This window comes from Curtobacterium sp. SP.BCp (genome assembly GCF_051903255.1).
Lineage (GTDB): Bacteria > Actinomycetota > Actinomycetes > Actinomycetales > Microbacteriaceae > Curtobacterium.
In genome coordinates, this window is the sequence record NZ_CP194338.1 from 1089187 (window position 1) to 1114986 (window position 25800).

At 70.5% G+C, this 25800-nt stretch carries 24 protein-coding genes and 2 tRNA genes; 17 read left to right on the plus strand and 9 right to left on the minus strand.

What is annotated here, in order from left to right:
- The first annotated feature begins 22 nt into the window (after positions 1 to 22).
- The gene (locus ACRQ4C_RS05445) at positions 23 to 1426 is read left to right on the plus strand and encodes a serine hydrolase (RefSeq protein WP_439690405.1); all 1404 of its coding nucleotides are present in this window, start codon (positions 23 to 25) and stop codon (positions 1424 to 1426) included.
- A gap of 63 nt (positions 1427 to 1489) precedes the next feature.
- Here the strand turns inward: ACRQ4C_RS05445 and ACRQ4C_RS05450 are convergent, their stop codons facing one another.
- Positions 1490 to 2065: a hypothetical protein gene (locus ACRQ4C_RS05450; protein WP_290132393.1), complete on the minus strand. Its 576-nt coding sequence runs from the start codon at positions 2063 to 2065 to the stop codon at positions 1490 to 1492.
- Between the two features lie 95 nt (positions 2066 to 2160).
- Between ACRQ4C_RS05450 and ACRQ4C_RS05455 the strand changes: the two genes are divergently transcribed.
- The 3 genes from ACRQ4C_RS05455 to ACRQ4C_RS05465 are packed head-to-tail and all read left to right on the plus strand — an operon-like array spanning position 2161 to position 5210.
- A complete protein-coding gene (locus tag ACRQ4C_RS05455) occupies positions 2161 to 3672 on the plus strand; it encodes a sensor histidine kinase (RefSeq protein ID WP_439690406.1) in 1512 nt (503 codons plus the stop codon).
- 18 nt (positions 3673 to 3690) lie between these two features.
- Entirely contained in the window at positions 3691 to 4353 is a 663-nt protein-coding gene (locus ACRQ4C_RS05460) for a response regulator transcription factor (protein WP_439690407.1), read from the plus strand.
- An 11-nt stretch (positions 4354 to 4364) separates the two neighbouring features.
- Entirely contained in the window at positions 4365 to 5210 is an 846-nt protein-coding gene (locus ACRQ4C_RS05465; protein ID WP_439690408.1) for an EamA family transporter, read from the plus strand.
- A 106-nt stretch (positions 5211 to 5316) separates the two neighbouring features.
- Here the strand turns inward: ACRQ4C_RS05465 and ACRQ4C_RS05470 are convergent, their stop codons facing one another.
- Both ACRQ4C_RS05470 and ACRQ4C_RS05475 read right to left on the minus strand, forming a co-directional pair.
- On the minus strand, positions 5317 to 5469 hold the full coding sequence (locus ACRQ4C_RS05470; RefSeq protein ID WP_400409910.1) for a hypothetical protein: 153 nt from the start codon (positions 5467 to 5469) through the stop codon (positions 5317 to 5319).
- A gap of 137 nt (positions 5470 to 5606) precedes the next feature.
- Positions 5607 to 6644, minus strand: coding sequence for a LacI family DNA-binding transcriptional regulator (locus tag ACRQ4C_RS05475; RefSeq protein WP_439690409.1), 1038 nt, complete (start codon positions 6642 to 6644; stop codon positions 5607 to 5609).
- A gap of 101 nt (positions 6645 to 6745) precedes the next feature.
- Here ACRQ4C_RS05475 and ACRQ4C_RS05480 point away from each other — a divergent pair, with 101 nt between their 5' ends.
- The 7 genes from ACRQ4C_RS05480 to ACRQ4C_RS05510 all read left to right on the plus strand — a co-directional run bounded on the left by ACRQ4C_RS05480 (position 6746) and on the right by ACRQ4C_RS05510 (position 15932).
- Positions 6746 to 8035 carry an ABC transporter substrate-binding protein gene (locus ACRQ4C_RS05480; protein ID WP_439690410.1) on the plus strand — a complete coding sequence of 430 codons (1290 nt, stop codon included), beginning with the start codon at positions 6746 to 6748 and terminating at the stop codon, positions 8033 to 8035.
- Positions 8035 to 8907, plus strand: a complete 873-nt coding sequence (locus ACRQ4C_RS05485; protein WP_290132387.1) for a carbohydrate ABC transporter permease — start codon at positions 8035 to 8037, stop codon at positions 8905 to 8907. The genes ACRQ4C_RS05480 and ACRQ4C_RS05485 overlap by 1 nt, the downstream gene beginning before the upstream one ends.
- Positions 8904 to 9881, plus strand: coding sequence for a carbohydrate ABC transporter permease (locus tag ACRQ4C_RS05490; RefSeq protein ID WP_290132386.1), 978 nt, complete (start codon positions 8904 to 8906; stop codon positions 9879 to 9881). The genes ACRQ4C_RS05485 and ACRQ4C_RS05490 overlap by 4 nt, the downstream gene beginning before the upstream one ends.
- Positions 9881 to 11245: a glycoside hydrolase 5 family protein gene (locus tag ACRQ4C_RS05495; RefSeq protein WP_439690411.1), complete on the plus strand. Its 1365-nt coding sequence runs from the start codon at positions 9881 to 9883 to the stop codon at positions 11243 to 11245. Before ACRQ4C_RS05490 ends, ACRQ4C_RS05495 begins: the two co-directional genes overlap by 1 nt.
- A gap of 117 nt (positions 11246 to 11362) precedes the next feature.
- Complete coding sequence (locus ACRQ4C_RS05500) at positions 11363 to 14386, plus strand: alpha-mannosidase (protein ID WP_439690412.1); 3024 nt, start codon at positions 11363 to 11365, stop codon at positions 14384 to 14386.
- A gap of 187 nt (positions 14387 to 14573) precedes the next feature.
- Positions 14574 to 15431, plus strand: a complete 858-nt coding sequence (locus ACRQ4C_RS05505; RefSeq protein ID WP_439690413.1) for an endo-beta-N-acetylglucosaminidase H — start codon at positions 14574 to 14576, stop codon at positions 15429 to 15431.
- Between the two features lie 210 nt (positions 15432 to 15641).
- Complete coding sequence (locus ACRQ4C_RS05510) at positions 15642 to 15932, plus strand: DUF1905 domain-containing protein (protein ID WP_290132382.1); 291 nt, start codon at positions 15642 to 15644, stop codon at positions 15930 to 15932.
- A 30-nt stretch (positions 15933 to 15962) separates the two neighbouring features.
- On the opposite strand, the gene ACRQ4C_RS05515 is transcribed toward ACRQ4C_RS05510, so the two are convergent.
- The 3 genes from ACRQ4C_RS05515 to ACRQ4C_RS05525 form a co-directional block, all read right to left on the minus strand.
- On the minus strand, positions 15963 to 16199 hold the full coding sequence (locus tag ACRQ4C_RS05515; protein ID WP_439690414.1) for a hypothetical protein: 237 nt from the start codon (positions 16197 to 16199) through the stop codon (positions 15963 to 15965).
- Positions 16196 to 16798 carry an ArsR/SmtB family transcription factor gene (locus ACRQ4C_RS05520; RefSeq protein WP_290132380.1) on the minus strand — a complete coding sequence of 201 codons (603 nt, stop codon included), beginning with the start codon at positions 16796 to 16798 and terminating at the stop codon, positions 16196 to 16198. Before ACRQ4C_RS05520 ends, ACRQ4C_RS05515 begins: the two co-directional genes overlap by 4 nt.
- A 363-nt stretch (positions 16799 to 17161) precedes the next feature.
- Positions 17162 to 17235 (minus strand) — tRNA-Gly (locus ACRQ4C_RS05525).
- Between the two features lie 54 nt (positions 17236 to 17289).
- On the opposite strand from ACRQ4C_RS05525, the gene ACRQ4C_RS05530 reads away from it, so the two are divergent.
- The 5 genes from ACRQ4C_RS05530 (at position 17290) to ACRQ4C_RS05550 (ending at position 20594) form a co-directional block, all read left to right on the plus strand.
- Positions 17290 to 17565, plus strand: a complete 276-nt coding sequence (locus ACRQ4C_RS05530) for a hypothetical protein (protein WP_290132379.1) — start codon at positions 17290 to 17292, stop codon at positions 17563 to 17565.
- 138 nt (positions 17566 to 17703) lie between these two features.
- Positions 17704 to 17780, plus strand: a tRNA-Pro gene (locus ACRQ4C_RS05535).
- A 36-nt stretch (positions 17781 to 17816) separates the two neighbouring features.
- Complete coding sequence (gene tig, locus ACRQ4C_RS05540; RefSeq protein WP_290132378.1) at positions 17817 to 19124, plus strand: trigger factor; 1308 nt, start codon at positions 17817 to 17819, stop codon at positions 19122 to 19124.
- Positions 19125 to 19281: 157 nt separating this feature from the next.
- Entirely contained in the window at positions 19282 to 19908 is a 627-nt protein-coding gene (locus ACRQ4C_RS05545; protein WP_290132377.1) for an ATP-dependent Clp protease proteolytic subunit, read from the plus strand.
- Positions 19909 to 19934: 26 nt separating this feature from the next.
- Positions 19935 to 20594 (plus strand): ATP-dependent Clp protease proteolytic subunit, encoded by a 660-nt coding sequence (locus ACRQ4C_RS05550; RefSeq protein ID WP_290132376.1) that lies wholly within the window; start codon positions 19935 to 19937, stop codon positions 20592 to 20594.
- 93 nt (positions 20595 to 20687) lie between these two features.
- On the opposite strand, the gene ACRQ4C_RS05555 is transcribed toward ACRQ4C_RS05550, so the two are convergent.
- Positions 20688 to 21368, minus strand: a complete 681-nt coding sequence (locus ACRQ4C_RS05555) for a copper resistance CopC family protein (protein WP_439690415.1) — start codon at positions 21366 to 21368, stop codon at positions 20688 to 20690.
- Positions 21365 to 22084 (minus strand): YcnI family copper-binding membrane protein, encoded by a 720-nt coding sequence (locus ACRQ4C_RS05560; protein ID WP_290132374.1) that lies wholly within the window; start codon positions 22082 to 22084, stop codon positions 21365 to 21367. Before ACRQ4C_RS05560 ends, ACRQ4C_RS05555 begins: the two co-directional genes overlap by 4 nt.
- Before the next feature lie 218 nt (positions 22085 to 22302).
- On the opposite strand from ACRQ4C_RS05560, the gene clpX reads away from it, so the two are divergent.
- Positions 22303 to 23583, plus strand: coding sequence for an ATP-dependent Clp protease ATP-binding subunit ClpX (clpX, locus tag ACRQ4C_RS05565; protein ID WP_439690416.1), 1281 nt, complete (start codon positions 22303 to 22305; stop codon positions 23581 to 23583).
- 147 nt (positions 23584 to 23730) lie between these two features.
- Here clpX and ACRQ4C_RS05570 read toward each other — a convergent pair whose 3' ends face one another.
- Entirely contained in the window at positions 23731 to 25758 is a 2028-nt protein-coding gene (locus ACRQ4C_RS05570; RefSeq protein WP_439690417.1) for a M3 family metallopeptidase, read from the minus strand.
- Positions 25759 to 25800 lie beyond the last annotated feature (42 nt).

Consider the following 25800-nt stretch of genomic DNA (forward strand, 5'->3'; position numbering starts at 1 on the left):
GGCACATGCCAGGGTGGAGCACATGACGAACCGCGCCGCGTACGAGACCGTCCTGCCGTACATCCGCGAGTGGGTGTCGTACAAGGTCTGGCAGCTCCGGGTGCCCGGCGTGCAGGTCGCGATCGGGTTCCGCGGTGAGGAGCTGTTCTCGGAGGCGTGGGGCTGGGCCGACGTCGAGGCGCGGCGACCCCTCACCACGACGAGCATCTTCCGGATCGCCTCGCACTCGAAGACGTTCACCGCCACCGCACTCCTGCAGCTCGCCGAGCGCGGGGCGATCCGGCTCGACGACCCGGTCGGTCGGTACGTCCCCGCACTGGTGGAGGGCGGATCGCCGATCGCCGACGCGACGATCCGGGAGCTCATGGAGATGGGCGCCGGCGTCATCCGGGACGGGCACGACGGGGACCACTGGTCGCAGCTCCGCCCGTTCCCCGACGAGGACGAGCTGCTCGCGCTGGTGCTCGACCGTGGGCAGAAGGCGCCGGCAGGGTCGTCGTTCGGCTACTCGAACCTCGGCTACGCGCTGCTCGGGCTCGTCGTCCAGGCGGCGAGCGGGCAGTCGTACGGCGAGTTCGTCCGGAGCTCGATCGTCGAGCCGCTCGGGCTGACCGGCACCGGCCCCGACTGGGACCCGACCCGCGCCGACGAGTTCGTCGTCGGCTACTCGGGCCTGCACGACAGCCGGACCCGGCACCGCCTCGAACACGTCGACACCCGGGCGTTGGCAGCGGCGACGGGGTTCCACGGCACCGCGTCCGACCTGGTCCGGTACTTCTCCGCGCACGTCATCGGTCAGGGCGACCTGCTGACGGACCACTCGAAGCGCCTTGCCCAGCGCGTGGCGTGGAGCCCGACCGACACCGAGGGCACCCGCGGCTACGGTGCCGGCTTCATCACCGACACCCAGGGCGGCCGGGCCGTCCGCGGGCACTCGGGCGGGTTCCCGGGACACATCACGCAGTCCTGGTTCGACCCGGAGTCCGGGCTCGTCGTCTCGGTCCTCACGAGCGCCGCGGCCGGCCCAGCGACCCTCATCGCGAACGCGGTGATCGCCCTGCTCGACGCGGCCGCGGACGCCTCGGCACCGGGGACGCCCATCCCGACGGGCGTCGACCCGGAGACGTACACCGGTCGGTTCGCGAACCCGTGGGGCATCACCGACGTCGCCCGGGTCGGGGACCGCCTGCTCGCGATCGACCCGACGACGCCAGCACCGCTCGAAGGGGTCACCCGACTCGAGGTGGTCGACGCCGACACCCTGCGCATGACGGCCGGTCCGCGCTTCGGCTCGATCGACGAGGACGTGACCTACGACCGAGCGGCCGACGGCCCCGTCCGCTCGATCCGGGGCGGCGGCGGCATGACCGAGTCGGCGTGGACGCTCCCCGACGAGTCCCCGGAGACTGCCGCGGCACTCGCCTGACGTCCCGGCGCCCGCCGAACCGCGCGGCGTCCGCGACGCTGCCCGGCGGGTGTTGAGGACCGGTCAGCGGACCTCGGCGGTCGACCAGAGCGTGCGTGCGACGTCGCGCACCGGGCGCAGGAGCGGCGGCAGGAAGAGCACGGCTGCGGCAGCGTAGGCCACGGCCTGCACGACACCGGGCGCCAGGACGATGACGTTCAGGGCGGCCTGCGACACCGCCGCGAGCGGCGCGAACCAGCTCAGTGCGAAGTGCGCCACCACCAGCAGCCCGCCGCCGAGGGCCACGATCCACCCGAGGGCCCGTCGGAAGCCCGACGAACCGCGGACCACCTGGACACCGAACGCCAGGAGGAGCACGACCGCGACGAGCGCCACGAACGACCCCACGATGCCGGGCACGGGCCACGAGACCGCGTACAGGAGCGTGGCGAGCGCGAAGGTCACCGTCGCCCGAGCGCGGGTCCGCCAGGCCGCCACGAGGACGACCACGGCGCCGAGGCCGCCGAGGACCGCGCCGGTGACGAGCCAGGTCTGCGGGACGAACACGATCGTCGCCTCCAGCGCACCCCGGGCCGCCGGAGCGAGGGCCGCGACCACGGCAGCGAGTGCGATCCAGCGTTCCCCCGTGCTCCTGTGCATGACCGCAGCGTACGCCCGGGCGGGGGATAACCCCACCCCGAGTCCGGGAGACGGCAGGATGGGACGGGGACGGCCCCGACGCGAGGCTTGGTGTCATGACCGACACCGCCCGCCTCGACCAGGCCGAGACCGTCCCGCTCAACGACTCGCTGCCGACAGGAGCCACACGACCCATGCCCGAGCAGCCGACCCCGCCACCCGGCTGGCAGGGCACTCCGCCGCCGTCCCAGCAACCGCCCGTGACCGGCGGTCCGGGTGCGGGGAGCGCAGGCGTCGGGGGTACCGGCTCCGGGATGACCGCCGGGGCGTTCTACCGTGATGCCTGGCGTCGCCTGCCCCGCGACTTCGGCTACATGGCCCTCACCGCGGTGCTGCTCTGCACCCTCTACGCGGCGTTCCCCGCGGCGGTGTTCGGCGGTGGCTTCCGCGACCTGTTCAACCCGTTCGTCCTGCTCATGTTCTTCATCGCGCTGTTCATCGCGCGGTGGCTCGGGCAGTTCGAGAAGCTCCGCATCGGCTGGGCCGACAAGCGCCCGATCCGTCCGGTGGACTGGACGCCCCGGTGGCAGCAGAACTGGTGGACCCGCACCGGTTCGGCCGTCGCCAACCCGCACTACTGGCTGTACCTGCTGCACGCCGCCGTGGTCTACCCGATCGCCGCGCTCGTCACCGTCGGTGTCGGTGCTCTCCTCATCGTCGGCTTCACCTGGCCGATCGTCGTCGGCGGGATCGCCGTCCTGAACCGGGCGTCGGCCGGGTACTTCGGCGGTCTCGACAGCGCCTCGGTCGTGACGCTCGGGTTCCTCGGCCTGCTCTCGATGGCGGCGTCGGTCGCGCTGTTCCCGCTCTGGGCGCGCGGCTCCGTACTCGCGCACTGGTGGATCGACTTCGGCCTGCTCGGCGGCTTCCGTGCCGAGGTCCTCGAGCGCCGCGTGGCGGGACTCCAGGCGTCCCGTGCCGGCGCCGTGACCGCCGAGGGGCAGGCGCTCCGGCAGATCGAGCGCGACCTGCACGACGGCCCGCAGCAGCGCCTCGTCCGGCTCCGGATGGACCTCTCCGCGGCCGAGCGTGCGATCGACAAGGACCCGGCGAAGGCCCGGCAGCTCATCGGCGAGGCCTCGACGCACGCGCAGGACGCCCTCGACGAGCTGCGGGCGCTGTCCCGCGGGTTCGCACCGCCGATCCTGCTCGACCGCGGGCTCGTCGCCGCCCTCGAGGCCCTCGTCGCCCGGACGCCGATCCCCGTCGGGCTCGAGGTCCGCCTGCCGGACGGCCTGGAGCTCGCGACCGAGATCCAGCGCAACGTGTACTTCACCGTGAGCGAGCTGCTCACGAACACGACGAAGCACGCCGGAGCCTCCACGGCGGCGGTGTACCTCGGCCTCGTGGTCGATGCCTCGGGGGTCTGGTACCTCACCGTCAGCGTCACCGACGACGGCCGCGGCGGGGCCCGTCCGGCGGAGGGCCACGGCATCGAGGGGCTGATGGGCCGGATGCGCGCCCTCGACGGCGAACTCACGGTGTCGAGCCCGGCGGGCGGCCCGACCGAGGCGACCGCGCGCATCCCGCTCGGTGCACTGAACGGGGTGCCGGTCCAGCACCGGTAGGTCGGTAGGATCGTCGGCATGAGCGACGGCCCGGGTGCACCACGCATCCGGGCCGTCGTCGTCGACGATGCCGTGCTCCTCCGCGAGGGCCTGGCGCGCGTGCTCGACGAGGCAGGCATCGACGTCGTCGGACAGCACGCCGACGCGGCCTCGTTCCTGGCAACGCTGCCGGAGGACGCCCCCGACGTGGTCGTCATGGACGTCCGGATGCCCCCGACGTTCACGGACGAGGGGGTCCGGGCAGCGGTCGAGACCCGACGTGTGAGCCCGCGCACCGGTGTCCTCCTGCTCTCCCAGTACGTGGAGGCCACCTACGCCGAGGACGTCCTCGCCGCCGGCGCGACCGGCATCGGCTACCTCCTCAAGGACCGCGTGACCCGGCTCGAGGAGATCGACGACGCCGTCCGACGCATCGCGGCCGGTGGGACCGTCCTCGACCCCGAGGTCGTGACGCAGCTCATGAGCCGACGCCGCGACCCCCTCGCAGCGCTCACCCCGCGCGAGCGCGAGGTCCTCGGACTCATGGCCGAGGGCCGCACCAACGCCGCGATCGCCCGGGCGCTCGTCATCGGCACCGGAGCCGTCGAGAAGCACGTGTCGAGCATCTTCGGCAAGCTCGCCCTCGAGGACACGGGCGAGGACCACCGCCGCGTCCTCGCCGTGCTCGCCTACCTCGGCTGAGCGCGACACCCGTGACGCGCGTCCCCGCCCCGCTCCTCGCCCTCGCGGCGATCGTCTCCGTCCAGCTCGGCGCCGCGATCGCGAAGACCCGCTTCGACGAGGTCGGATCCGTCGGGGCAGCCACGCTCCGGCTCGTGATCGGTGCCGTCGTCCTCGCGCTCATCGTGCGACCGCGGGTTCGCCACTGGACGCGCGCGCAGTGGACCGGTGCCGTCGTGCTCGGGGTGGCGCTCGGCGGGATGAACGTCTGCATCTACGTCGCCTTCGCGAGCATCCCCATCGGGGTCGCGGTGACGATCGAGTTCCTCGGGCCGCTCACCCTGTCGCTCGTGCACACCCGTCGCTGGCGGGACGCGCTCTGGGCCGTGCTGGCGCTCGCCGGGGTCGTGCTGCTCGGGGTCGGGCCGTCCGCCGTGACCTCGGTGTCCGGCATCGTGTTCGCGGTCCTCGCGGCGGTCTGCTGGGCGGGCTACATCGTGATGAACCGGCACGTCGGCCAGGCGATCCCGGGCGTGGACGGCCTCGCGGTGTCGATGCTCGTCGCGATGCTGGTGGCGCTGCCGTTCGGTGCTGGCGAGGCCGTGCGTGGTGTCGCGGCGGATCCGTCGCTGCTGCTCGTGTTCGGCGCCGTCGCGGTCCTGTCGAGCGTGCTGCCGTACGCCCTCGAGATGCTCGCGCTCCGACGGATGCCGACGAGGGTGTTCGGGGTGCTGCAGAGCCTCGGCCCGGCGATCGCGGCCCTGGCCGGACTGGTCGTCCTCGCCGAGGGGCTGTCGGCGCAGGAGGTCGCGGCGCTCGCGTGCGTGACCGCCGCGAGCGTGGGCGTCACGCTCTCCGCGCGCCGCAGGCGCGCGTGACGATGGAGGAGACGCCGGACGCCGGGCCCGGACTCGGACCGGAGGCCCGCACCACGTCCCGTACGGACGGAACGCGAGCAGGGCCTCCAGTCCGGACAAGACCCGTCTACTCGTCGCGGAGGAAGTCCGCGTACGTGGGTTCTGACGACTCACCCGACAGGAGCGATGGATCGTTGACCCGTCGTTCGACGTAGGCCGCGATGACCTCGGGCGGGGTGAGCACGTGCGCGACCCAGGACGGCACCTCACTCTTCTTCATGGTGCCTCCTTCCAGTACGTTGCTCGCGTGACCGAAAGTCTCGATCATCGAGTTACTTGCAGTACCGGTGTGTCGTAAACGATCCTCGCCATGTCCGCGCATGTCAATGCAGTGCGCTGTGCGGACTCCGGGAGGCGTCACCGAGCGACGCCGACGGTCCCGGTGGATTCGCGCACACTGAGTGTCAGGGCCGGCCCGGGCAGGGACGCGAGGGGCTCCGTCGCGTCGATCTGGGCGCGGAGCAGGGTGGCCGCACGCTGCCCGAGCTCGACCGTGTCGCGGGTGAGCGAGGTGATCGCCGGCCGCACGAGCCGGACCATCGCGGAGTCGTCGAACGACACGATCGACACGTCGCCGGGGACGTGCACGCCCATCTCGCTCGCCACCCCGAGCCCGGCGACGGCGAGGACGTCGTTGTCGTAGATGATCGCGGTCGGGCGGTCCCGGCGGGACAGGAGCTCCCGGGTGGCCCGGGCGCCCGCCTCGGCCGAGTAGTCGGTCGGCACGGACACCGCGTCCTCGAGGTCGCCGGCGACGGCGAAGGACCGCACCCGCTCGATCCGCATCGCGGTGTGCTCGTACTCCGGACGCCCGGCGACGTGCGCGATCCGCCGGTGTCCGAGCGCGAGCAGGTAGCGCAGGACGGTGTCGGTCGCGTCGGAGTCGTCGATCCAGACCGACGGGGCCGAGCCCGCGGGGGACGGGTGCGACCCCACGACGACGGTCGGCATCCCGAGCTCGGCGAGCAGGGCCAGCCGCGGGTCGTCGCGGCGCGGGTCGATGACGATGACGCCGTCGACCCGGTGCCCGCGCCACCAGTCGCGGTAGGTCGCCAGTTCCTCGTCCGCGTCGCGGGCGACGAGGAGGTTCATGCCGACGTGGCTGCCGGCGAGCCCGAGCTGGATGCCGGAGATGAGGTCGCCGAAGAACGACTCGGTGCCGAGTGTGCGCGCGGGACGGTTCAGCACGAAGCCGATCGACCCCGCCTTCGCGCCACCGAGCGCGCGCGCAGCGGTGTGCGGCTGCCAGTCGAGCTCGCGGGCGATCTGCTGCACCCGGAGCCGGGTCTCGGGGGAGACCCCGGGACGGTCGTTGAGCGCGAAGGAGACCGCGCTGATGGACACGCCGGCACGCGCTGCGATGTCGGCGATCGTCGTCCGGCGTTTCGGGGCCACGGCTTGACTATAGCGTTTTAGTCGTGCATCGTCGCTGCCACGCGCTGGTTCGGCGACAGCAACTGAACCGCTTGAGCACGATGACGAAGGAGTCACATCCCATGAGGACCACGACACGCAAGCGGGGCGGCGCCGTCGCCCTGCTCGCCACGGCTGCAGCGGCAGCACTCGCCCTGACCGGTTGCTCGAGCGGCGGCGGCGCGGCCACCGCGAGCAGCGGGAAGATCGACGGCACGATCACGCTCCAGACCTGGGCGCTGACGCCGACCTACACGGACTACCTCAACGGGGTCATCAAGGGCTTCGAGAAGGAGCACCCCGACGCGAAGGTCAAGCTGCAGGACCAGCCCGGCGACGGCTACGCGGACAAGGTGCTCAGCCAGGCGTCGTCGAACACGCTGCCGGACGTCATCAACCTGCCGCCGGACATCGCCCTGCCCCTCGCCAAGCGGGGGTTCCTGCAGGACGTGTCGAAGGACGACAGCAAGCTCGCGAGCACCTACGTCTCCGGTGCGCTCGACTCGTACGAGTACAAGGGGCTCGAGGGCACGTACGGCTACCCCTGGTACCTCAACACCGACGTCGACTACTGGAACACGACGATGTTCGACAAGTGCGGCCTCGACGCGGACAACCCGCCGAAGACCACCGACGACCTCTTCACGCAGGCGAAGACGATGCACGAGAAGTGCCCCGACGACTACCTGATGAGCCGCAAGCCCGGCCTCGGTGACTTCACCCTCGCCGGCGTCAAGGTCCTCAACAGCGACGGCACGAAGTTCACCTTCGCCGACTCGTCGAAGGCCGCCGACCTCATCGACCGCTACAAGACCGCGTACCAGGACGGCTACATGCCCTCGAACGTCCTCAACAGCGACTACCTCGGCAACTCGACGCTCTTCACGCAGCAGAAGGTCGCCTGGACCACCGGCGGCGCCACGGCCCTGTCCGACATGGTCAAGAACAACCCGTCGCTCAAGGGCAACGTCACGGTGAGCCCCGCGCTCGACACCCCGCCGCTCTACGTGCAGGGCCTGTCCGTGTCGTCGAAGTCGAAGCACCTCGCCACCGCCGAGGCGTTCGCGCAGTACATGACGAACGCGAAGAACCAGGAAGCCTTCGCCCACCTGGTGAACATCTTCCCGTCGACCACGTCGTCGCAGTCCGACCCGTACTTCTCGAAGGACGACGGCACCGTGAACGGCAAGGCGCGCGTCCTCGCGAACGAGGCGCTCAAGCAGGCGAAGGTGCTCAACCCGGTCGAGGCGAACTCCGCGATGACGGACTTCCTCGACCAGCAGATCGCCCTCGCCATGAAGGGCCAGGTCTCGCCGGAGAAGGCCCTCCAGACGGCGCAGACCAAGATGAACACCCTCCTGGCCAACGGCTGATGCGCGCCAACCGCTGGTTCACGCCCTGGCTGCTCGTCCTGCCGGCACTCGTCTGGCTGCTCGCGTTCAGCCTCTGGCCGTCGATCAACACCGTCCGGCTGTCGTTCACCAACGCCAGCCCCCTCGGGGGCGTGAGCCAGTGGGTGGGTCTCGCGAACTTCAGGACCCTGCTCGGCGATCCGCAGGTGTGGGAGGCGCTCCTCAACAGCGTCATCTACATGGCGGTCTGCCTGCCGCTGCTGACCGTGCTGCCGCTGCTCATCGCGGTGCTCGTGCAGCAGAAGCTCCCCGGCATCGCGTTCTTCCGCACGGCGTACTACACGCCCGTGATCGCCTCCGCGGTCGTCGTCGGCCTCATCTGGACCTGGATCCTCGACGACCGCGGGGTCATCAACGAGATCGTGAAGGCCCTCGGCGGCGCGGGCATCCCGTTCCTCACCGACCGGTGGCTGCTGCTCATCAGCGCGATCAGCCTGACGGTCTGGAAGGGCCTCGGCTACTACATGATCATCTTCCTCGCGGCCCTCGGGAACGTCGGCAAGGACCTGCACGAGGCCGCGGCGCTCGACGGCGCCGGTGCCGTGCGGCGGTTCTGGTCGGTCACGATGCCCGGGGTCCGCGGGACGATGACGCTCGTCGGCATCCTGGTGTGCGTCAGCGCGCTCCGGGTGTTCAGCGAGCTCTACATCCTCACCAACGGCACGGGTGGGCCCGGCGGGCAGGACAACTCGCTCGTCATGCTCATCCAGCAGTACGCCCGCGGGTTCACCGGCAACCTCGGCTACGCGTCCGCCCTGAGCCTCCTGCTCTTCGTCGTGACGCTCATCCCGATGCTCGCCCTCGCCCGCATGAACAGCAAGGCCGACAAGTGACGAACACGACCAACACGACCGAGCCGGTCATCGGAGGCGCCGCCGGCGTGGCGGCCCCCGCGCCGGACGTGACCGGCGCGACGGAACCGGACCGCGCCTCCAGGCCGGACGGACGCGACGGACGGCGCCGCCGCCGCCAGGTGTGGGGCGTCATGTCCACCCGCGAGAAGGTGGTCCGCTACGTCCTGCTGATCGTCGTCCTCTTCATCACGATCGGCCCGTTCCTCTGGCAGCTCTCGACCTCGCTCAAGGGCGCCGGCGAGGACATCTACACCGCGAACCCGTCGTTCATCCCGACCGAGCCGACCATCGAGAACTACCTCAAGGTGGCGGCCGCGATCCCGGTCTGGCGGTACATCGGCAACTCGCTGCTCGTCGCCGCGATCGACGTGTTCGGCAACATCGTGTTCGCGACGCTCGCCGGCTTCGCCCTCGCTCGCCTGCAGTGGCGCTTCCGGAAGGCCGTCCTCGGGCTCTTCCTCGCCACCCTCGTGCTGCCGGGCGAGGCCACGATCATCAGCCAGTTCGTCACCGTGAAGGACCTCGGCCTCGCCGACAACCTCGTCGGTGTCGCGCTGCCCGGCATGATCGCGGCGCTCAACGTGCTGCTCATGTTCAACGCGTTCCGGCAGATCCCCGAGGAGATCGACCAGGCCGCGGTGATGGACGGTGCGAACGCGATGCAGCGCCTGCGGTACATCTCGCTGCCCGCCGTGCAGGGCACCATCGCCGTGATCGCGATCTTCTCGTTCATCGGGGCGTGGGACGACTTCCTCTGGCCGCTCATCGTGCTGCAGTCGCCGCAGAACCTGACGCTCACGGTCGGACTGCAGTACCTCCAGGGCACGTTCGCCACCGACCAGCGCATGATCGCGGCCGGCACGATGATCGCGTTCATCCCGATCGCGGTGATCTTCGCGGTGCTGCAGCGCTTCTTCTTCAAGGGCGTCGAAGAGGGCGGGGTGAAGGGCTGATGCGCTTCGGCGTCAACTACACCCCGGCCGTCGGCTGGTTCCACTCCTGGCTCGACTTCTCGCCGTCGGACACCGCGCGCGACCTCGAGGCGATCGCGTCACTCGGCGCGGACCACGTGCGGATCTTCCCGCTCTGGCCGGTCGTGCAGCCGAACCGGACGCTCATCCGGGCCTCGGCGCTGCGCGACGTCGCGACCGTCGTCGACATCGCGGGGTCGTTCGGCCTCGACGTGAACGTCGACGCGTTGCAGGGGCACCTGTCGAGCTTCGACTTCGTGCCGTCCTGGCTCGACAGCTGGCACCGACGGAACATGTTCACCGACCCGGACGTCGTCGCCTCGACCGCCGCGTACGTCGAGGCGCTCGCCGCAGCGGTCGCGGACAAGCCGAACCTGCTCGGCATCTCGATCGGCAACGAGGTCAACCAGTTCGCGCACGCCCCGCACCCGGCCCCGCACGACACCACGGCGGAGAAGGGGCACGCCTGGGCGGCGGCGATGGTCGCGGCTGCGCGTTCCGGTCTCGCGTCCGGTGCGTCCGGCCTGGAGGCGCGGCTCGGCTCCGACCCGTCGGCTTCCCCCCTCGCCGGGTCGCGTCCAGGTCCGCTGGTCACCGTCGCGCAGTACGACGCGGCCTGGTACGACGACGCACAGCCCTTCGGCCCGGAGCACGCGGCGGACCACGGCGACGCCACGGTCACGCACTCGTGGGTGTTCAACGGGACGGCGGCGCTGCACGGCCCGCTCGGCGCCGGTTCGGTCCGGCACGGGGAGTACCTGCTGCAGCTCGCGGCGGCCTGGAACCGGGAGCCCCGTCGGCCGAACTGGTTGCAGGAGGTCGGCGCACCGACGAACGTCGTCCCACCCGCGGACGCCGCGGCGTTCACGGAGCAGACGATCCGCCACGTCGCCGGCGCGCAGGACGTCCTCGGCGTCACGTGGTGGTGCTCGCACGACGTCTCCCGGTCGCTCGCAGACTTCCCCGAGCTCGAGTACGACCTCGGCCTGTTCACCAACGACGGCGCGCTCAAGCCGGCGGGGGAGGCCTTCGCCGCGCTCGCCCGCAGTGGGATCGCCGCACCGGCGGCGCCGCCGTCGACCGCGCTCGTCCTCGACGACGCGCTGGCCGACGGGTCGCCCCGCTACGGCACCCGAGCCGACTGCGCGCCCGGTGGCCGGTTCGCCGCCGCGTGGCTCGCACTCGCCGAGTCGTCGGAGGACGGCCGTGGGCCGCAGGTGGTCCTGCGTTCCCGACTCGCCGACGAGACGCTCCGCACCGCACGGGGGGTCACGAGCATCGTGGAGGTGCCGACGGACCTCGACGGCACCGCACTGACCGTCGCGCACCCCGCGACCATGCCCTGACCCTCGGCTGCCCTGACCCTCGGCTGCCCTGACCCTCGGCAGCACTCACCACCGCCAGTCCCGACCATCCGCCCTGCTGCCGGCAGCGACGCCGGCCCTCCCTCCCGGAAGGACCCCATGCACGACGACATCCCCCTCACCACCGGACGCGCCCGACGGGTCCTCGACGAGCGCATCCTGCCCGCGGTGCACGCGACGGCGACGCCGCTCGACACCGCCTGGCACGAACTCCCGGGTGAGCCGATCCCGCCGGCGGCCGGGCTCGCGCTCGACTTCGAGCCGTACGAGGTCGGCACGACGTGGGGTGCTGCGTGGGGCACGACGTGGTTCCGGCTGACCGGGACCGTGCCGGCGGACTGGGCCGGACGGCGCGTCGAGGCCGTGATCGACCTCGGGTTCGACAAGAACATGCCGGGCTTCCAGTGCGAGGGGCTCGTGTACCTCGCCGACGGCACCCCGGTGAAGTCGATCAACCCGCGGAACCAGTGGGTGCTCATCGCCGAGGAAGCAGCGGGCGGTGAGACGGTCGAGCTCTTCGTCGAGGCCGCGTCGAACCCGGTCCTGCTCGACTACCACCCCTTCCTCGTCACGCACGAGGGCGACATCGAGACCTCGTCCCCGAAGCGCCTCTACACGTCGCGTCGGATGGACCTCGCGGTCTTCGAGTCCGACGTGCACGAGCTCGCGCTCGACCTCGAGGTGCTCCTCGAGCTCCAGGCGCAGCTGCCCGAGGGACCCCGGCGGATGCGGATCCTGCAGGCGCTGGACGACGCCCTCGACCGGCTCGACCTGCAGCACATCGCGGAGACCGCCGCCGACGCCCGCGGTGCGCTCGCCGACGTCCTCGCCGCACCGGCCGACGCCTCGGCGCACACGATCTCGGCGGTCGGGCACGCCCACATCGACTCCGCCTGGCTGTGGCCGGTGCGCGAGACGATCCGGAAGGTCGCCCGCACCACCTCGACGATGACCGAGCTCATCGACCAGACCGACGACTTCCTCTACGGCATGTCGAGCGCGCAGCAGTACGCCTGGATCAAGGAGCACCGTCCCGAGGTGTACGCCCGGGTGCAGGCCGCGGTCGAGGCCGGCCGGTTCCTGCCGCTCGGCGGCATGTGGGTCGAGTCCGACACGGTGATGCCCACGGGCGAGAGCATCGTGCGGCAGTTCTCGCAGGGACAGCGGTTCTTCGAGCGGGAGTTCGGCATCCGACCGAAGGGCGTCTGGCTGCCGGACAGCTTCGGGTACTCGCCGGCGCTGCCGCAGCTCATGCGCCGCGCGGGCTTCGAGTGGTTCTTCACGCAGAAGATCTCGTGGAACCAGGTCAACAAGTTCCCGCACCACACGTTCCTCTGGGAGGGCATCGACGGGTCGCGGGTGTTCTCGCACTTCCCGTCGATGGACACGTACAACTCCCGGCTGTCCGGGGAAGAGGTGGCGAAGGCCTCACGGCAGTTCCGCGAGAACCGCCTCGCCACCGGGTCGATCGCACCCGTCGGCTGGGGTGACGGCGGTGGTGGCACGACCCGCGAGATGACCGGCACGGCCGCACGCCTCGCCGACCTCGAGGGCAGCGCCAAGGTCCGCTGGGAGCACCCGGACACGTTCTTCGACCGGGCGAAGTCCGAGCTGCCGAACCCGCCGGTGTGGGTGGGGGAGCTCTACCTCGAGCTGCACCGCGCGACGCTCACGAGCCAGCACCAGACGAAGCAGGGCAACCGCCGGAGCGAGCAGCTGCTGATCGAGGCGGAGCTGTGGGCGGCGACCGCGGCAGCACGCACCGACTTCGCGTACCCGTACGACGAGCTCGACGCCCTGTGGCAGCAGGTCCTCCTGCAGCAGTTCCACGACATCCTCCCGGGCACCTCGATCGCCTGGGTGCACCGCGAAGCGGTGGCGAAGTACGCCGAGACGGCCGCACGCCTCGAAGCGGTCATCGCCGACGCCCTGTCGGCAATGACGGGTGCCGGTGACGCGACCGTCGTCGTGAACCCCGCCCCGTTCCTCCAGGCCGGCGCACCCGCGCAGGGCGCCCTCCTGGCGACCGACGTGCCGGCGGCGACCCCGTCGTCGCTGACCGCACAGGACGGCGGGTACGTGCTGACGAACGACCTCGTCCGCGTGGTCGTCGACGCGCGTGGCCTCGTGACGAGCGCGGTCGACCTCACCACCGGACGCGAGGCGATCGCGCCCGGCCAGGTCGCGAACCTGCTGCAGCTGCACCAGGACTTCCCGAACATGTGGGACGCCTGGGACGTCGACCGGTACTACCGCAACCGGGTCGAGGACCTCGTCGCGGTCGAGACGATCGACGCAGCGGTCGACGACCGCGGCGTCGCACGGGTCGTGGTGTCGCGCGCCTTCGGCGATTCGACCGTGACCCAGGAGATCACGCTCGCGCCCGGGTCCCGCACGCTGGAGTTCGAGCAGGTGACGGACTGGCACGAGACCGAGAAGTTCCTCAAGGTCGCGTTCCCCCTCGACGTCCGCGCCGAGCACACCGTCGCCGAGACGCAGTTCGGCGCACAGAAGCGGGTGACGCACACGAACACCTCGTGGGAGGCCGCGAAGTTCGAGACCTCGATGCACCGGTACGTGCTCGTCGAGGAGCCGGGGTCCGGAGTGGCGCTCGTGAACGACTCGATCCACGGGTTCGACACCACGCGCGACGCGGTCGACGGCCACGTCACCACCACCGTCCGACTCTCGCTGCTCCGGGCACCGCGGTTCCCCGACCCCGAGACCGACCAGGGCGAGCAGACCCACCGGTACGGCATCGTCATCGGGACCGACCAGCTCGGAGCCACGGAGGCCGGCGTCGTCATGAACGCGGGCGCACGGACCGTCAGGGGTGCGCACGGGTTCGAGCCGCTCGTGCAGGTGTCCGGCGACGTCGTCCTGTCGAGCGTCAAGCTCGCCGACGACCGTTCCGGTGACCTGATCGTGCGCGTGTACGAGCCGTCCGGCCGTCGCGGCACCGGCGGCATCGCGGTGGACGGCCCCTGGTCCGCTCCGGCCGAGGTCACGCTGCTCGAGGAGCCCGACGCGGCCCTGCCGGGTACGGCCTCGGTCAGCGACGGCGTCGCCGCGTTCCCGGTCGACGCCTACGAGGTGCGCACCTTCCGGTACGCGCGCGCCTGAGACTCCGCCGCCGGGGCTTCGGGTGCCCCGGCGGCGGTCCCCGGTCGGCATCCGCCGGTCGGTTCGTCACTCGAAGAGGAGTGTCATGAAGAAGTCCATGAAGTTCGGGATCGTGGCGGCCATCGCCGCGATGGTGGCGGCACCGCTCGTGCCGTCCGCCGCATCGGCAGCGCCGTCGCCCACTGGTTTGTCACACGGCGTCGGCGCCCACCACGGCGTCGGGCACGGAGCGCAGCCGCACTCGACGCCCACGAAGAGCGGGCCGACCAGCATCGCCTACGTCGAGGTGAACAACGACCAGCTGTCGAACGTCGGCCGGTACACCCTGGCGAACGGCGCGAACGCGTTCGACGTGGCGATCATCTTCGCCGCGAACATCAACTGGGACGGGTCGAAGGCCGTCCTGTACAACAACGAGAACGTCCAGCGCACCCTCGACGACGCCGCGACCCAGATCCGGCCGCTGCAGGCGAAGGGCATCAAGGTCTCGCTGTCGATCCTCGGCAACCACCAGGGCGCCGGCATCGCGAACTTCCCGACGCAGGCGGCTGCTGCCGACTTCGCGGCCCAGGTCTCGGCGACCGTGGCGAAGTACGGGCTCGACGGCGTGGACCTCGACGACGAGTACTCCGACTACGGGGTGAACGGCACCCCGCAGCCGAACCAGCAGTCGATCGGGTGGCTCATCAGCGCCCTCCGCGCCGACATGCCCGGCAAGCTCATCTCGTTCTACGACATCGGCCCGGCGTCCTCCGCCCTGGCCTCGTCGAGCTCGACGATCGGCTCGCAGCTCGACTACGCCTGGAACCCGTACTACGGCACCTACTCGGCGCCGTCGATCCCGGGGCTCGGCAAGGACCGCCTGTCCGCGGCCGCCGTCGACATCCAGAACACGTCGCAGTCCACGGCCGTCTCGCTGGCACAACGGACGAAGGCAGACGGCTACGGCGTCTTCATGACGTACAACCTGCCGGACGGCGACGTCTCGCCCTACGTGTCCTCGCTGACACAGGTGCTCTACGGGCAGGCCGCGTCGTACGAGTGACGCGCGCGTCGCTCCGGCGACTCGCCTCGTGCACCCCGCGGCTCCGGCACCGGCCTGGAGGCGCGGGGCGCGCCCGTCCCGCCGCTCGCGTCGGACGGTGACTTCGCGTTCGGTCGTGGCCGATCCGGTGCGCGATCCTCGGGATCCGTGCACCGGAACGGCCACCTCCGGATCCGGCGACCGGCTCTCCCGCCGTCGTACGATCGGCGCGTGGAGATCGAGTTCGACGGCGAGGTCATCGAGTGGCGCGGCCCGGCGCCGTTCTTCTACGCCGTCGTGCCACCGGACGCTGCCGAGACGATCCACGAGCTCGCGCCGATGCTCACGTACGGCTGGGGTGTCATCCCCGCCCGGGTGACGATCGGCAGGGTGTCCTGGACGACCTCGCTGTTCCCGAAGGACGGCGGGTACCTCGTGCCGCTCCGGGCGGCGGAGCGTCGACAGGCGGGGGTCGAGCTCGGTGACCGCCCGCACGTCACGCTCACCTTCGGCGACGCCTGACCGCTGCAGGGGACGGCCGGTCGCGGCCGATCACCGGTAGCGGGTGACCTCGGCGAGTACGACGTCGGTGTTCGTGCTCGTCAGTGTCGGCGATCCGGTGCCGACAGCTCGTCGCAGTGCTCGCTCGCGATCGACGACGGCACGCACGGCCCGGAGCTCTGCGTGGCGGAGGCTCCAGCGGACGAGGGCGGTGCCGAGTCGGTTGGTGAGGACCTCGACGGGGGAGACGGGTGGAGTCGGGATGGTGCGGGGCTGGAACGTGGTCACGGTGTCGGCTCCTGCGGCTGATCGTCGTCGATGATCGGGACGGTGCGGATCTGGGTGAAGACGCGACGGACGCCCTCGGGGAGGTCGGCGACGCGACCCCGGACGGCCCGGTACCGGTCGATGACGGCGTCGAACTCCTGCCACATCGCCTCGTACTCCTCGGGCGTCAACGCGACGTAGGTGACCGAGCCGGACGTCCCGCGCCACTCGGCGGGCACGGTCGACTGGTCGCGGGTCATCCAGTCGCGGACGAGGTCGTTCTCGGAGTCCATCACCGAGAGCCCCGCGAGCTGCGTCGCGGTCTGCTGCGCGGTCGACGGGAGGTCGGTGCCCGGTCCGCCGATGCTGAACCGGCCCTCGGTCCGCTGCCACCAGCGGTCACGGGCGGTCCCGCGGTCGGGGAGCTCGTGCACGAGACCGTGCTTCTCGAGCTGACGGAGGTGGTAGCTCGTCGAGCCGCTCGACTCGCCGAGCCGCTCGCCGAGGGTGGTCGCCGTCGACGGCCCGTACTGCGACAGGAGGTCGAGGAGGCGCGCTCGGAGCGGGTGCGCCAGGGCCTTGAGGGCGGCGACGTCGAGGATGCGGAGCTCGTCGGTCATGGGGCGAGCGTACACCGCAAAGAAATGTTTGCAAACACTTCTTTGCGAACATTCCCTTGCGACCTCGCGGAGACGAACGAACGAGCGCCGGCACGATGTGCCGGCGCTCTCGGATCGGAGGGGACGACGGGAGTCGAGCATCGGCGCAGTGCCGGTTCGAGACGGGGTGCTCCGTAGTGGAGGGGATGACGGGAATCGAGCATCGGCGCAGTGCCGGTTCGAGACGGGGTGCTCCGTAGTGGAGGGGATGACGGGAATCGAGCATCGGCGCAGTGCCGGTTCAGGACGGTTCCGTCGGACGTGGAGGGGATGACGGGAATCGAGCATCGGCGCAGTGCCGGTTCGAGACGGGGTGCTCCGTAGTGGAGGGGATGACGGGAATCGAACCCGCGTAGCCAGTTTGGAAGACTGGGGCTCTACCATTGAGCTACATCCCCGCGGCCGCGAACGAGTCGCAGCCCCATCATCGTAGCGGACGAACAGCGACCGACATGCCACCCCTCGTGACGCTCCCGCCGAGCGACCGTGATGCCCGTCGGATCCGGTGGTCGCGGGTCGTCTCGTACACCCTGGTGGTCCTCGCCGCGGTCGTGTTCTCGCTCCGCCCGGCGCTGTTCGGCGATCCCCAGGGCCAACCCGTCCACGCGCTCCTGCACGTCTGGCGCGTCGTCCTCGGCATCGTCCTGGTGCTCGCCGCGGCGGCCGTGCAGGTGCTCGTCGGTATCCGCTGGCGACGCGGGCTCCGACGTCGTGCCGAGGACGACTGATCCCTCCGCGGGTGCTCGCCGACCACCCCGGATCCACGACGCTCCACAGCTGCCGGGAACCGGGCACCCACGGACCGCTAGACTCATCGGGGTCGTCCGCGCCGTCAGGCGTGTCCGGCCACCCCTGGCCCAGTCAAACGGGGCGTAGCTCAGCTTGGTAGAGCGCCCGCTTTGGGAGCGGGAGGTCGCAGGTTCAAATCCTGTCGCCCCGACCAGGTCCACAAGAACGTCAACCAACAGGAGTACATCCCTTGGCCACCAGCACCGTCGACAAGCTGAGCGACACCCGCGTCAAGCTCACCGTGAACGTGACGCCGGAAGACCTCAAGCCGAGCATCGACCACGCGTACAAGCACATCGCCGAGCAGATCAACATCCCGGGCTTCCGCAAGGGCAAGGTCCCGCCGGCGATCGTCGATCAGCGTGTCGGCCGTGGCGAGGTCCTGAACCACGCCGTCGGCGACGCGATCGACAACTTCTACCGCCAGGCGGTGGAGGAGCAGGAGCTGCGCATCCTCGGCCGCGCCGAGGCCGACGTCGCCGAGCTCCCGAACGTGAAGGACTTCACGGGCGACCTCGTCCTCACGTTCGAGGTCGACGTCCGTCCGGAGTTCGACCTCCCGGACTACTCGAACTACGAGCTCACGGTCGACGCCGTGGACGTCACCGACGAGGAGATCGAGGAGGAGCTGCAGAACCTTCGCACCCGCTTCGGCACGCTCGTCACGGTCGACCGTCCGGCGACGAAGGGCGACTTCGCGCAGATCGACCTCACCGCCACGATCGGCGACGACGAGGTCGACTCGGCCACCGGCGTCTCCTACGAGCTCGGCTCGGGCGACCTGCTCGAGGGCATCGACGAGGCGCTCGAGTCCCTCACCGCCGGTGAGTCGACGACCTTCGAGTCGACGCTCGTCGGTGGCGACCGCGAGGGCGAGACCGCCCAGATCGCCGTGACCGTCACCGCCGTCAAGGAGCGCGAGCTCCCCGAGGCCGACGACGAGTTCGCGCAGATCGCGAGCCAGTTCGACACGATCGACGAGCTCAAGGCGGACCTCAAGGAGCAGATCGCGAAGTCGAAGACCTTCGGTCAGGGCGCCGCCGCCCGCGACAAGCTCGTCGAGAAGCTCATCGAGGACGTCAACATCCCGATCTCGGAGAAGCTCATCGAGGACGAGGTGCACCGTCACCTCGAGCAGGAGAACCGCCTCGAGGACGACGAGCACCGCAAGGAGGTCTCCGAGTCCAGCGAGAAGGCCTTCCGCTCGCAGATCCTCCTCGACGCGATCGCCGAGAAGGAAGAGATCCAGGTCTCGCAGGAGGAGCTCACGCAGTACCTCATCCAGGCCGCTGCGCAGTACGGCATGGAGCCGGCCGAGTTCATCCGCGTCATCGACCAGAACGGGCAGATCCCGGGCATGGTCGGCGAGGTGGCCCGCTCGAAGGCCGTCGCGACCGTCCTCTCCAAGGTGACCGTCAAGGACTCCAACGGCGGCGACGTCGACCTCTCCGCCTTCACGGCTGGTGTCGCGCAGACCCCGGCGGAGGACGCTGAGTAAGCGTCCCCACCCTCCGAACGGGAGGCGCGGTGCCAGCTGGCACCGCGCCTCCCGTCCGTTTCCGGGGCGGTGGAACCGCCCAGAGCGAACAGACGCGAAGTGGTGCGTTGCACCCGATAAGTTCGACATCAAGCGACAACTGAACGGGAGCTTTTCCATGGCCGAAGCGACACTGAACCCCAGTGTTTTTGACCGCCTTCTGAGAGACCGGATCGTGTGGCTCGGCTCCGAGGTCCGCGACGACAACTCGAACGAGATCGCAGCGAAGCTGCTGATGCTCGCGGCTGAGGACCCTGAGAAGGACATCTACCTCTACATCAACTCGCCCGGTGGCTCGATCACCGCCGGCATGGCGATCTACGACACGATGCAGTTCGTGCCGAACGACATCGTCACGGTGGGCATCGGCCTCGCGGCCTCGATGGGGCAGTTCCTGCTCTCGTCGGGCACCCCGGGCAAGCGCTACATCACCCCGAACGCGCGCGTGCTGCTGCACCAGCCGTCGGGTGGCTTCGGCGGCACCGCTGCCGACATCCAGACGCAGGCGAAGGTCATCCTCGACATGAAGCAGCGGATGGCCGAGCTCACGGCTGAGCAGACCGGCAAGTCGATCGAGCAGATCCTCAAGGACAACGACCGGGACAACTGGTTCACGGCGCAGGAGGCCCTCGAGTACGGCTTCGTCGACCACCTCCGGGCGTCCTCGAACGAGGTCGTGGGCGGCGGTGGCACCGTCGGTGACGGTGAGACCCCCACCTCGGCTGCCGAGCCCGAGTCCAACTGACCACCACCGAAGAAAAGGAAACGAGAATGCACCTCCCCATGCTCGGTGGCGCGCAGAACGTCCCGGCTCCGTCCGACCGCTACATCCTCCCGAGCTTCGAGGAGCGCACGGCCTACGGCTACAAGCGGCAGGACCCGTACGCGAAGCTCTTCGAGGACCGGATCGTGTTCCTCGGTGTCCAGGTCGACGACGCGTCGGCCGACGACGTCATGGCGCAGTTGCTCGTGCTCGAGTCGATGGACCCGGACCGCGACATCGTCATGTACATCAACTCGCCCGGTGGCTCGTTCACCGCGATGACGGCGATCTACGACACGATGCAGTACATCCGTCCGCAGATCCAGACGGTCTGCCTCGGTCAGGCTGCCTCGGCGGCGTCGGTGCTCCTCGCTGCCGGGACCCCCGGCAAGCGACTGGCGCTCCCGAACGCCCGCGTGCTCATCCACCAGCCGGCGACCCAGCAGGGTGGCGGGCAGGCGTCCGACATCGAGATCCAGGCGGCGGAGATCCTCCGCATGCGCACCTGGCTCGAGGAGACGCTGTCGAAGCACTCGAACCGCACGCCGGAGCAGGTCAACAACGACATCGAGCGCGACAAGATCATGTCCGCGGAAGAGGCGTTGGAGTACGGCCTGATCGACCAGGTCCTGACCAGCCGCAAGAACCTGCCGGCGCTCGTCAAGTAGCGCTGCAGCACGAAGGCCCCGCACCGTCCGGTGCGGGGCCTTCGTGCGTTGCGGGCCGGCCGGGAGGCACGGTGCGGGTCCGGCGCGTCGGCGTCAGTCCTCGTCGGGGTCGTCGGGCGACGACGCTGCCGGGCGTCGGCGGAGGAGCAGCAGCACCGCGACGACCGCGCCGACCAGGACGACCCCGCCCGCGCCGATGAACAGCGCGTCCGTGGTTGCCGAGTCGCCCGAGCCCGACGCGGTGCCGTTCGTCGGTGCCTCGGAGGACTCGCCGGACGCCGTCGCACACGTGGGTGGCTCGGACGCGCCCGACGCCGGGGAGAACCCAGACGGTGCCTTCCAGGTGAAGGTGTACTCGTCCGACACGGTGTGCCCGTCTGCGGAGACGATCTGCCACTCGACCGTGTACTTGCCCGAGGAGCCGAGCGCGGCCTTCGTGGTCATCGAGGGCCCGTCGACGTCGAGGCAGCCGTCCTCGTAGTACTTCCCGTCCGGTCCGACGATCCGGTACGCGAACCCGGCGTTCGACCCGCCGATGTCGAGGAGCTTGTCGTTCGTCGTGATCTCGAACGCCTTCGGCAGGGACGTCAGCGTCCCGTCGACCTTCGGCGTCGAGGCGATCATGTAGTTGTGTGCGCTCGCCGGTGCCGCGAGTCCGAGGACCGCACCGCCCGCGATCGCGAGGACCGTGGCAGACGCGGCCACGAGCCTCCCGGCAGCACGGAACCGGCCGCGCGGCGCACGCGCGGCCGGTCCGTGGAGGCGAGCGGTCACTTGCCGGTCCGTCGGCGGGTCGAGGCGACGGCGACGACCAGGGCGGCCGCGCCGAGCACGAGTCCGCCGAGGCCGAGGAAGCGCCCGACGAGGTCCGGTCCGCTGGCCGTGCTCGACGTCTCGGAGGCGGCGGTCGAGGTCTCCACCGGGTCACCGTCGGCCTCGGTGGCGACGGCCTTGGTCAGGACGATCGACGGGGCGGGGTGCTCGGGCTCCGCCTTGCCGTCCTGCTGCTGCTGGTCCCACTCGGTGGAGCCCTTCTCGCAGGTCTGCGTGACGGGGATCTCGACGCGGTCGCCGGCCTTGCCGTCGGGCAGGGAGAACGACAGCGAGAACGTGTCGCGCTCGTCGGCGGGGAGCGGGGTCTTCGCCGCGTAGGTGACGCTGGTGACGCGCTGGCCGGCGTCCTCGGTGGACTCGTCGTCCGCGGAGGCCGAGGGGCTGGTGTACGGCTCGGTGGTCTTCGTGATGGTCCAGTTCGGGTTGACAGTCGGGGTCACCTCGATGATGCTCTCCGGGACGTGGAACGTCAGCTTCGTCGTGGGGGAGCCGTCGCAGCCGTGCGGGACCGAGAACGTCGCGGTCGTGTAGGAGTCCGCCGCGGTGGAGGTGGCGGTGGCCTCGACGTGGGCGCTCGCGGCCGCGGCGGTGCCGAGGACGATCGCGGCGGTGACGCCGAGGGTTGCCGCACCGAGGACGGCGACGCGCTTGGGCATGGTGTTCCTTCCGGGACTTCTACAACTTGTAGAGAAGACTCGGACACGGTAGCAGGATCGAACGCCCTGGGCGAACGCGCATCGCGAAACCGGCCGGGCGTCGCGGTGGCTGTCGTCGGTTGCGGTTAGGCTCGGACACAGCCGGTGGATCAGCACCGGGAGGATCGTCAGGCGTCGGTTCCGACGGAGTCGTCGCACGGCCGAGGGAGGGCACGCACATGGCACGCATCGGAGAGAGCGCTGACCTGCTCAAGTGCTCCTTCTGCGGCAAGAGCCAGAAGCAGGTCCAGCAGCTCATCGCCGGCCCGGGCGTCTACATCTGCGACGAGTGCGTCGAGCTCTGCAACGAGATCATCGAGGAGCGCCTGGCCGAGGCCGGCGAGGACACCACGAGCGGCGACTTCGAGCTCCCCAAGCCCCGCGAGATCTTCGACTTCCTGCAGGAGTACGTGATCGGGCAGGACCCCGCCAAGCGTGCGCTGGCCGTCGCGGTCTACAACCACTACAAGCGCGTCCGGGCGCAGGGGCAGATCACCGCCGCCGAGGACCGCGACGACATCGAGATCGCGAAGTCGAACATCCTGCTCATCGGCCCGACCGGCTGCGGCAAGACGTACCTCGCGCAGACGCTCGCGAAGCGGCTCAACGTGCCGTTCGCCGTCGCCGACGCCACGGCCCTGACCGAGGCCGGGTACGTCGGCGAGGACGTCGAGAACATCCTCCTCAAGCTCATCCAGGCCGCCGACTACGACGTCAAGCGCGCCGAGACCGGCATCATCTACATCGACGAGGTCGACAAGATCGCCCGGAAGGCCGAGAACCCGTCGATCACCCGTGACGTCTCGGGCGAAGGTGTCCAGCAGGCGCTGCTCAAGATCCTCGAGGGTACGACGGCCTCGGTCCCGCCGCAGGGCGGCCGGAAGCACCCGCACCAGGAGTTCATCCAGATCGACACGACGAACGTGCTGTTCATCGTGGCCGGGGCGTTCGCCGGGCTCGAGGACATCGTGTCCTCGCGGGTCGGCAAGCGTGGCATCGGGTTCGGTGCTCCGCTGCACAGCCCGCTCGACCAGCAGGACCTCTACGCGGACGTCCTGCCGGAAGACCTCCACAAGTTCGGCCTCATCCCCGAGTTCATCGGTCGTCTGCCCGTCGTGACCACGGTGTCGCAGCTCGACCAGGCCGCGCTCATGCAGATCCTCACGGAGCCGAAGAACGCGCTCGTGAAGCAGTACCAGCGGATGTTCGAGATCGACGGCGTCGAGCTGGAGTTCGAGCGGGGCGCGCTCGAGGCGATCGCCGACCTCGCCGTGCTGCGCCAGACGGGCGCCCGAGGCCTCCGCGCCATCCTCGAAGAGGTGCTCGGCCCGGTGATGTTCGACGTCCCCTCGGACGACGACGTCGCACGCGTGGTGATCACCCGCGAGTCCGTGCTCGAGAACGCGGCGCCGACGATCGTGCCGCGGCCGCGCGCGAAGCGCATCGAGAAGTCCGCGTAGCGCACGGCCCGGCGGCGCCGCGTCGCGTCCCGTCGCGTAGAACCACGAAACCGACGTCGAACCGCCCTCGCAGGTGGGTTCGACGTCGGTTTCGTGGTTCGATCCGCTGGCGCCGACGCGGCGCGCCGCGCGCCGCAGCGCCGCGCGCTACTCGAGCCCGCGGCGACGGAGCAGCGGCCCGACCTCGGCATCGCGCCCGCGGAAGTCGCGGTACGCCTCGAGCGGGTCCTTCGATCCGCCGACGCCGAGCAGCTTCTCCGCGAAGCGCGCGCCGGCCGAGCGTGAGAGCCCGCCGTTGTCGCGGAACCACTCCACGGTGTCGGCGTCGAGCACCTCGGACCAGATGTACCCGTAGTAGCCGGCGTCGTACCCGCCCGAGAACGTGTGCGCGAAGTACGTCGACGAGTAGCGCGGCGGGACGGCCTCGACGGCGATGCCCGCGTCCTGCAGCGCCTGACGCTCGAAGGCCTCGACGCCGGTGACCGCAGCGGCCGACGCAGCCGAGAGTCGGTGCCAGGCCTGGTCGAGGAGTGCGGCGGCGAGGTACTCCGTCGTGGAGAACCCCTCGTTGAACCCCTCGGACTCGCTGAGCCCCAGGACGAGCTCGGGCGGCAGCGGCTCACCGGTCTCGTGGTGCTTCGCGTAGTTCGCGAGGACCGACGGCCACGACACCCACATCTCGTTCACCTGCGACGGGAACTCGACGAAGTCACGCTCGACGTTGGTCCCGGAGAACCGCGGGTACGTGGTGCGAGCGATGAGCCCGTGCAGCGCGTGCCCGAACTCGTGGAAGAGCGTCTCGACCTCGTCCTGGATGAGCAGGGTGGGGGAGCCGGCGGCGGGCTTCGCGACGTTGAGGTTGTTCACCACGACGGGCAGGGTGCCGAGCAGGTGGGACTGCTCCACGACCGGGTTCATCCACGCACCGCCGCGCTTGCCGTCCCGCGTGTAGAGGTCGAGCAGGTAGAGCCCGACCTCGTCCCCGGACTCGTCGCGGACCTCGAAGACCCGGACCTCGTCGTTGTAGCCGTGCAGGTCCGGGCGCTCGGTGAACGTCAAGCCGTAGAGGGCGTTCGCAGCGTGGAAGACGCCGTCGTGCAGCACCCGGTCGGCTTCGAAGTACGGGCGGAGGGCCGAGCTGTCGGCGGCGAACTGCTGGCCGCGGAGGAGCTCGGTCGCGTACGCCCAGTCCCACGCCTCGACGTCGAACCCGACGACCTGGGACCGTACGGCCCGCTCGTCGTCCGCGTTGGCGGCGGCGGCGCCGACGAGCGAGGAGAGCAGCCCGTCGACGGCCTCTGGCGTCCCCGCGGTCTCGTCGGCCGTGACGACGGCCGCGTGGTTCGGGAAGCCGAGCAGCTCCGCGCGCTCGGCACGGAGTCGGACGATCCGCAGCAGGACGTCCCGGTTGTCGTGCTCGTTGCCGCGACGTCCGCGGGAGAGCGACGCCTCCATGATCCGCTGGCGCAGCCCTCGGTCGGCGAGCGACCCGAGCCACGGGTGCCCGGTGTAGAGCGGCAGCGTGATGAGCCAGCCGTCGAGCCCGCGGTCCGCTGCGGCTCCGGCGGCCGCGGACTTCGCGCCGTCGTCGAGCCCTGCGAGCTCGTCCCCGTCGGTGACGTGCACGGCGAGGTCGTTCGTGTCCTCGAGCAGGTTCCGCTCGAAGGTGGTGGTGAGCGTCGAGAGCTCCTGGTTGATCGCGGTGAGGCGCTCCTTGCCGGCTTCGTCGAGTCCTGCGCCGGCGAGGGTCATCTCGGTGTGCGTGCGCTCGACGAGGCGACGGTCCTCGTCCGTGAGGTCGTCCCGCGCGTCGAGCCCACCACGGACCGCGTCGATGCGGGCGTAGAGGCGGCCGTCGAGCGTGATCGCGTCACGGTGGGCGGCGAGGAGCGGCGAGACCTCGGCCTCGAGGTCGTGCAGCTCGGGCGTCGAGTCCGCCGAGGACAGCGTGAAGAACACGTGGCTCACGCGCGCGAGACGCTGCCCTGACCGTTCGAGGGCCACGAGGGTGTTCTCGAACGTCGGCTCGTCGGGGTCGGTGGCGATCGCCTCGACCTCGGCGCGCTGCTCGGCCATGCCGGCGTCGAAGGCCGGTCGGAAGTGCTCGAGCCGGACGTCGGTGAACGGCGGGAGGGCGTAGGGGAGGGTGCTCGGTTCGTCGAACGGGGTTGCCATGTCGCCACCCTACGGACTGCGGGCTGCGGTCGGGCGGGCGCT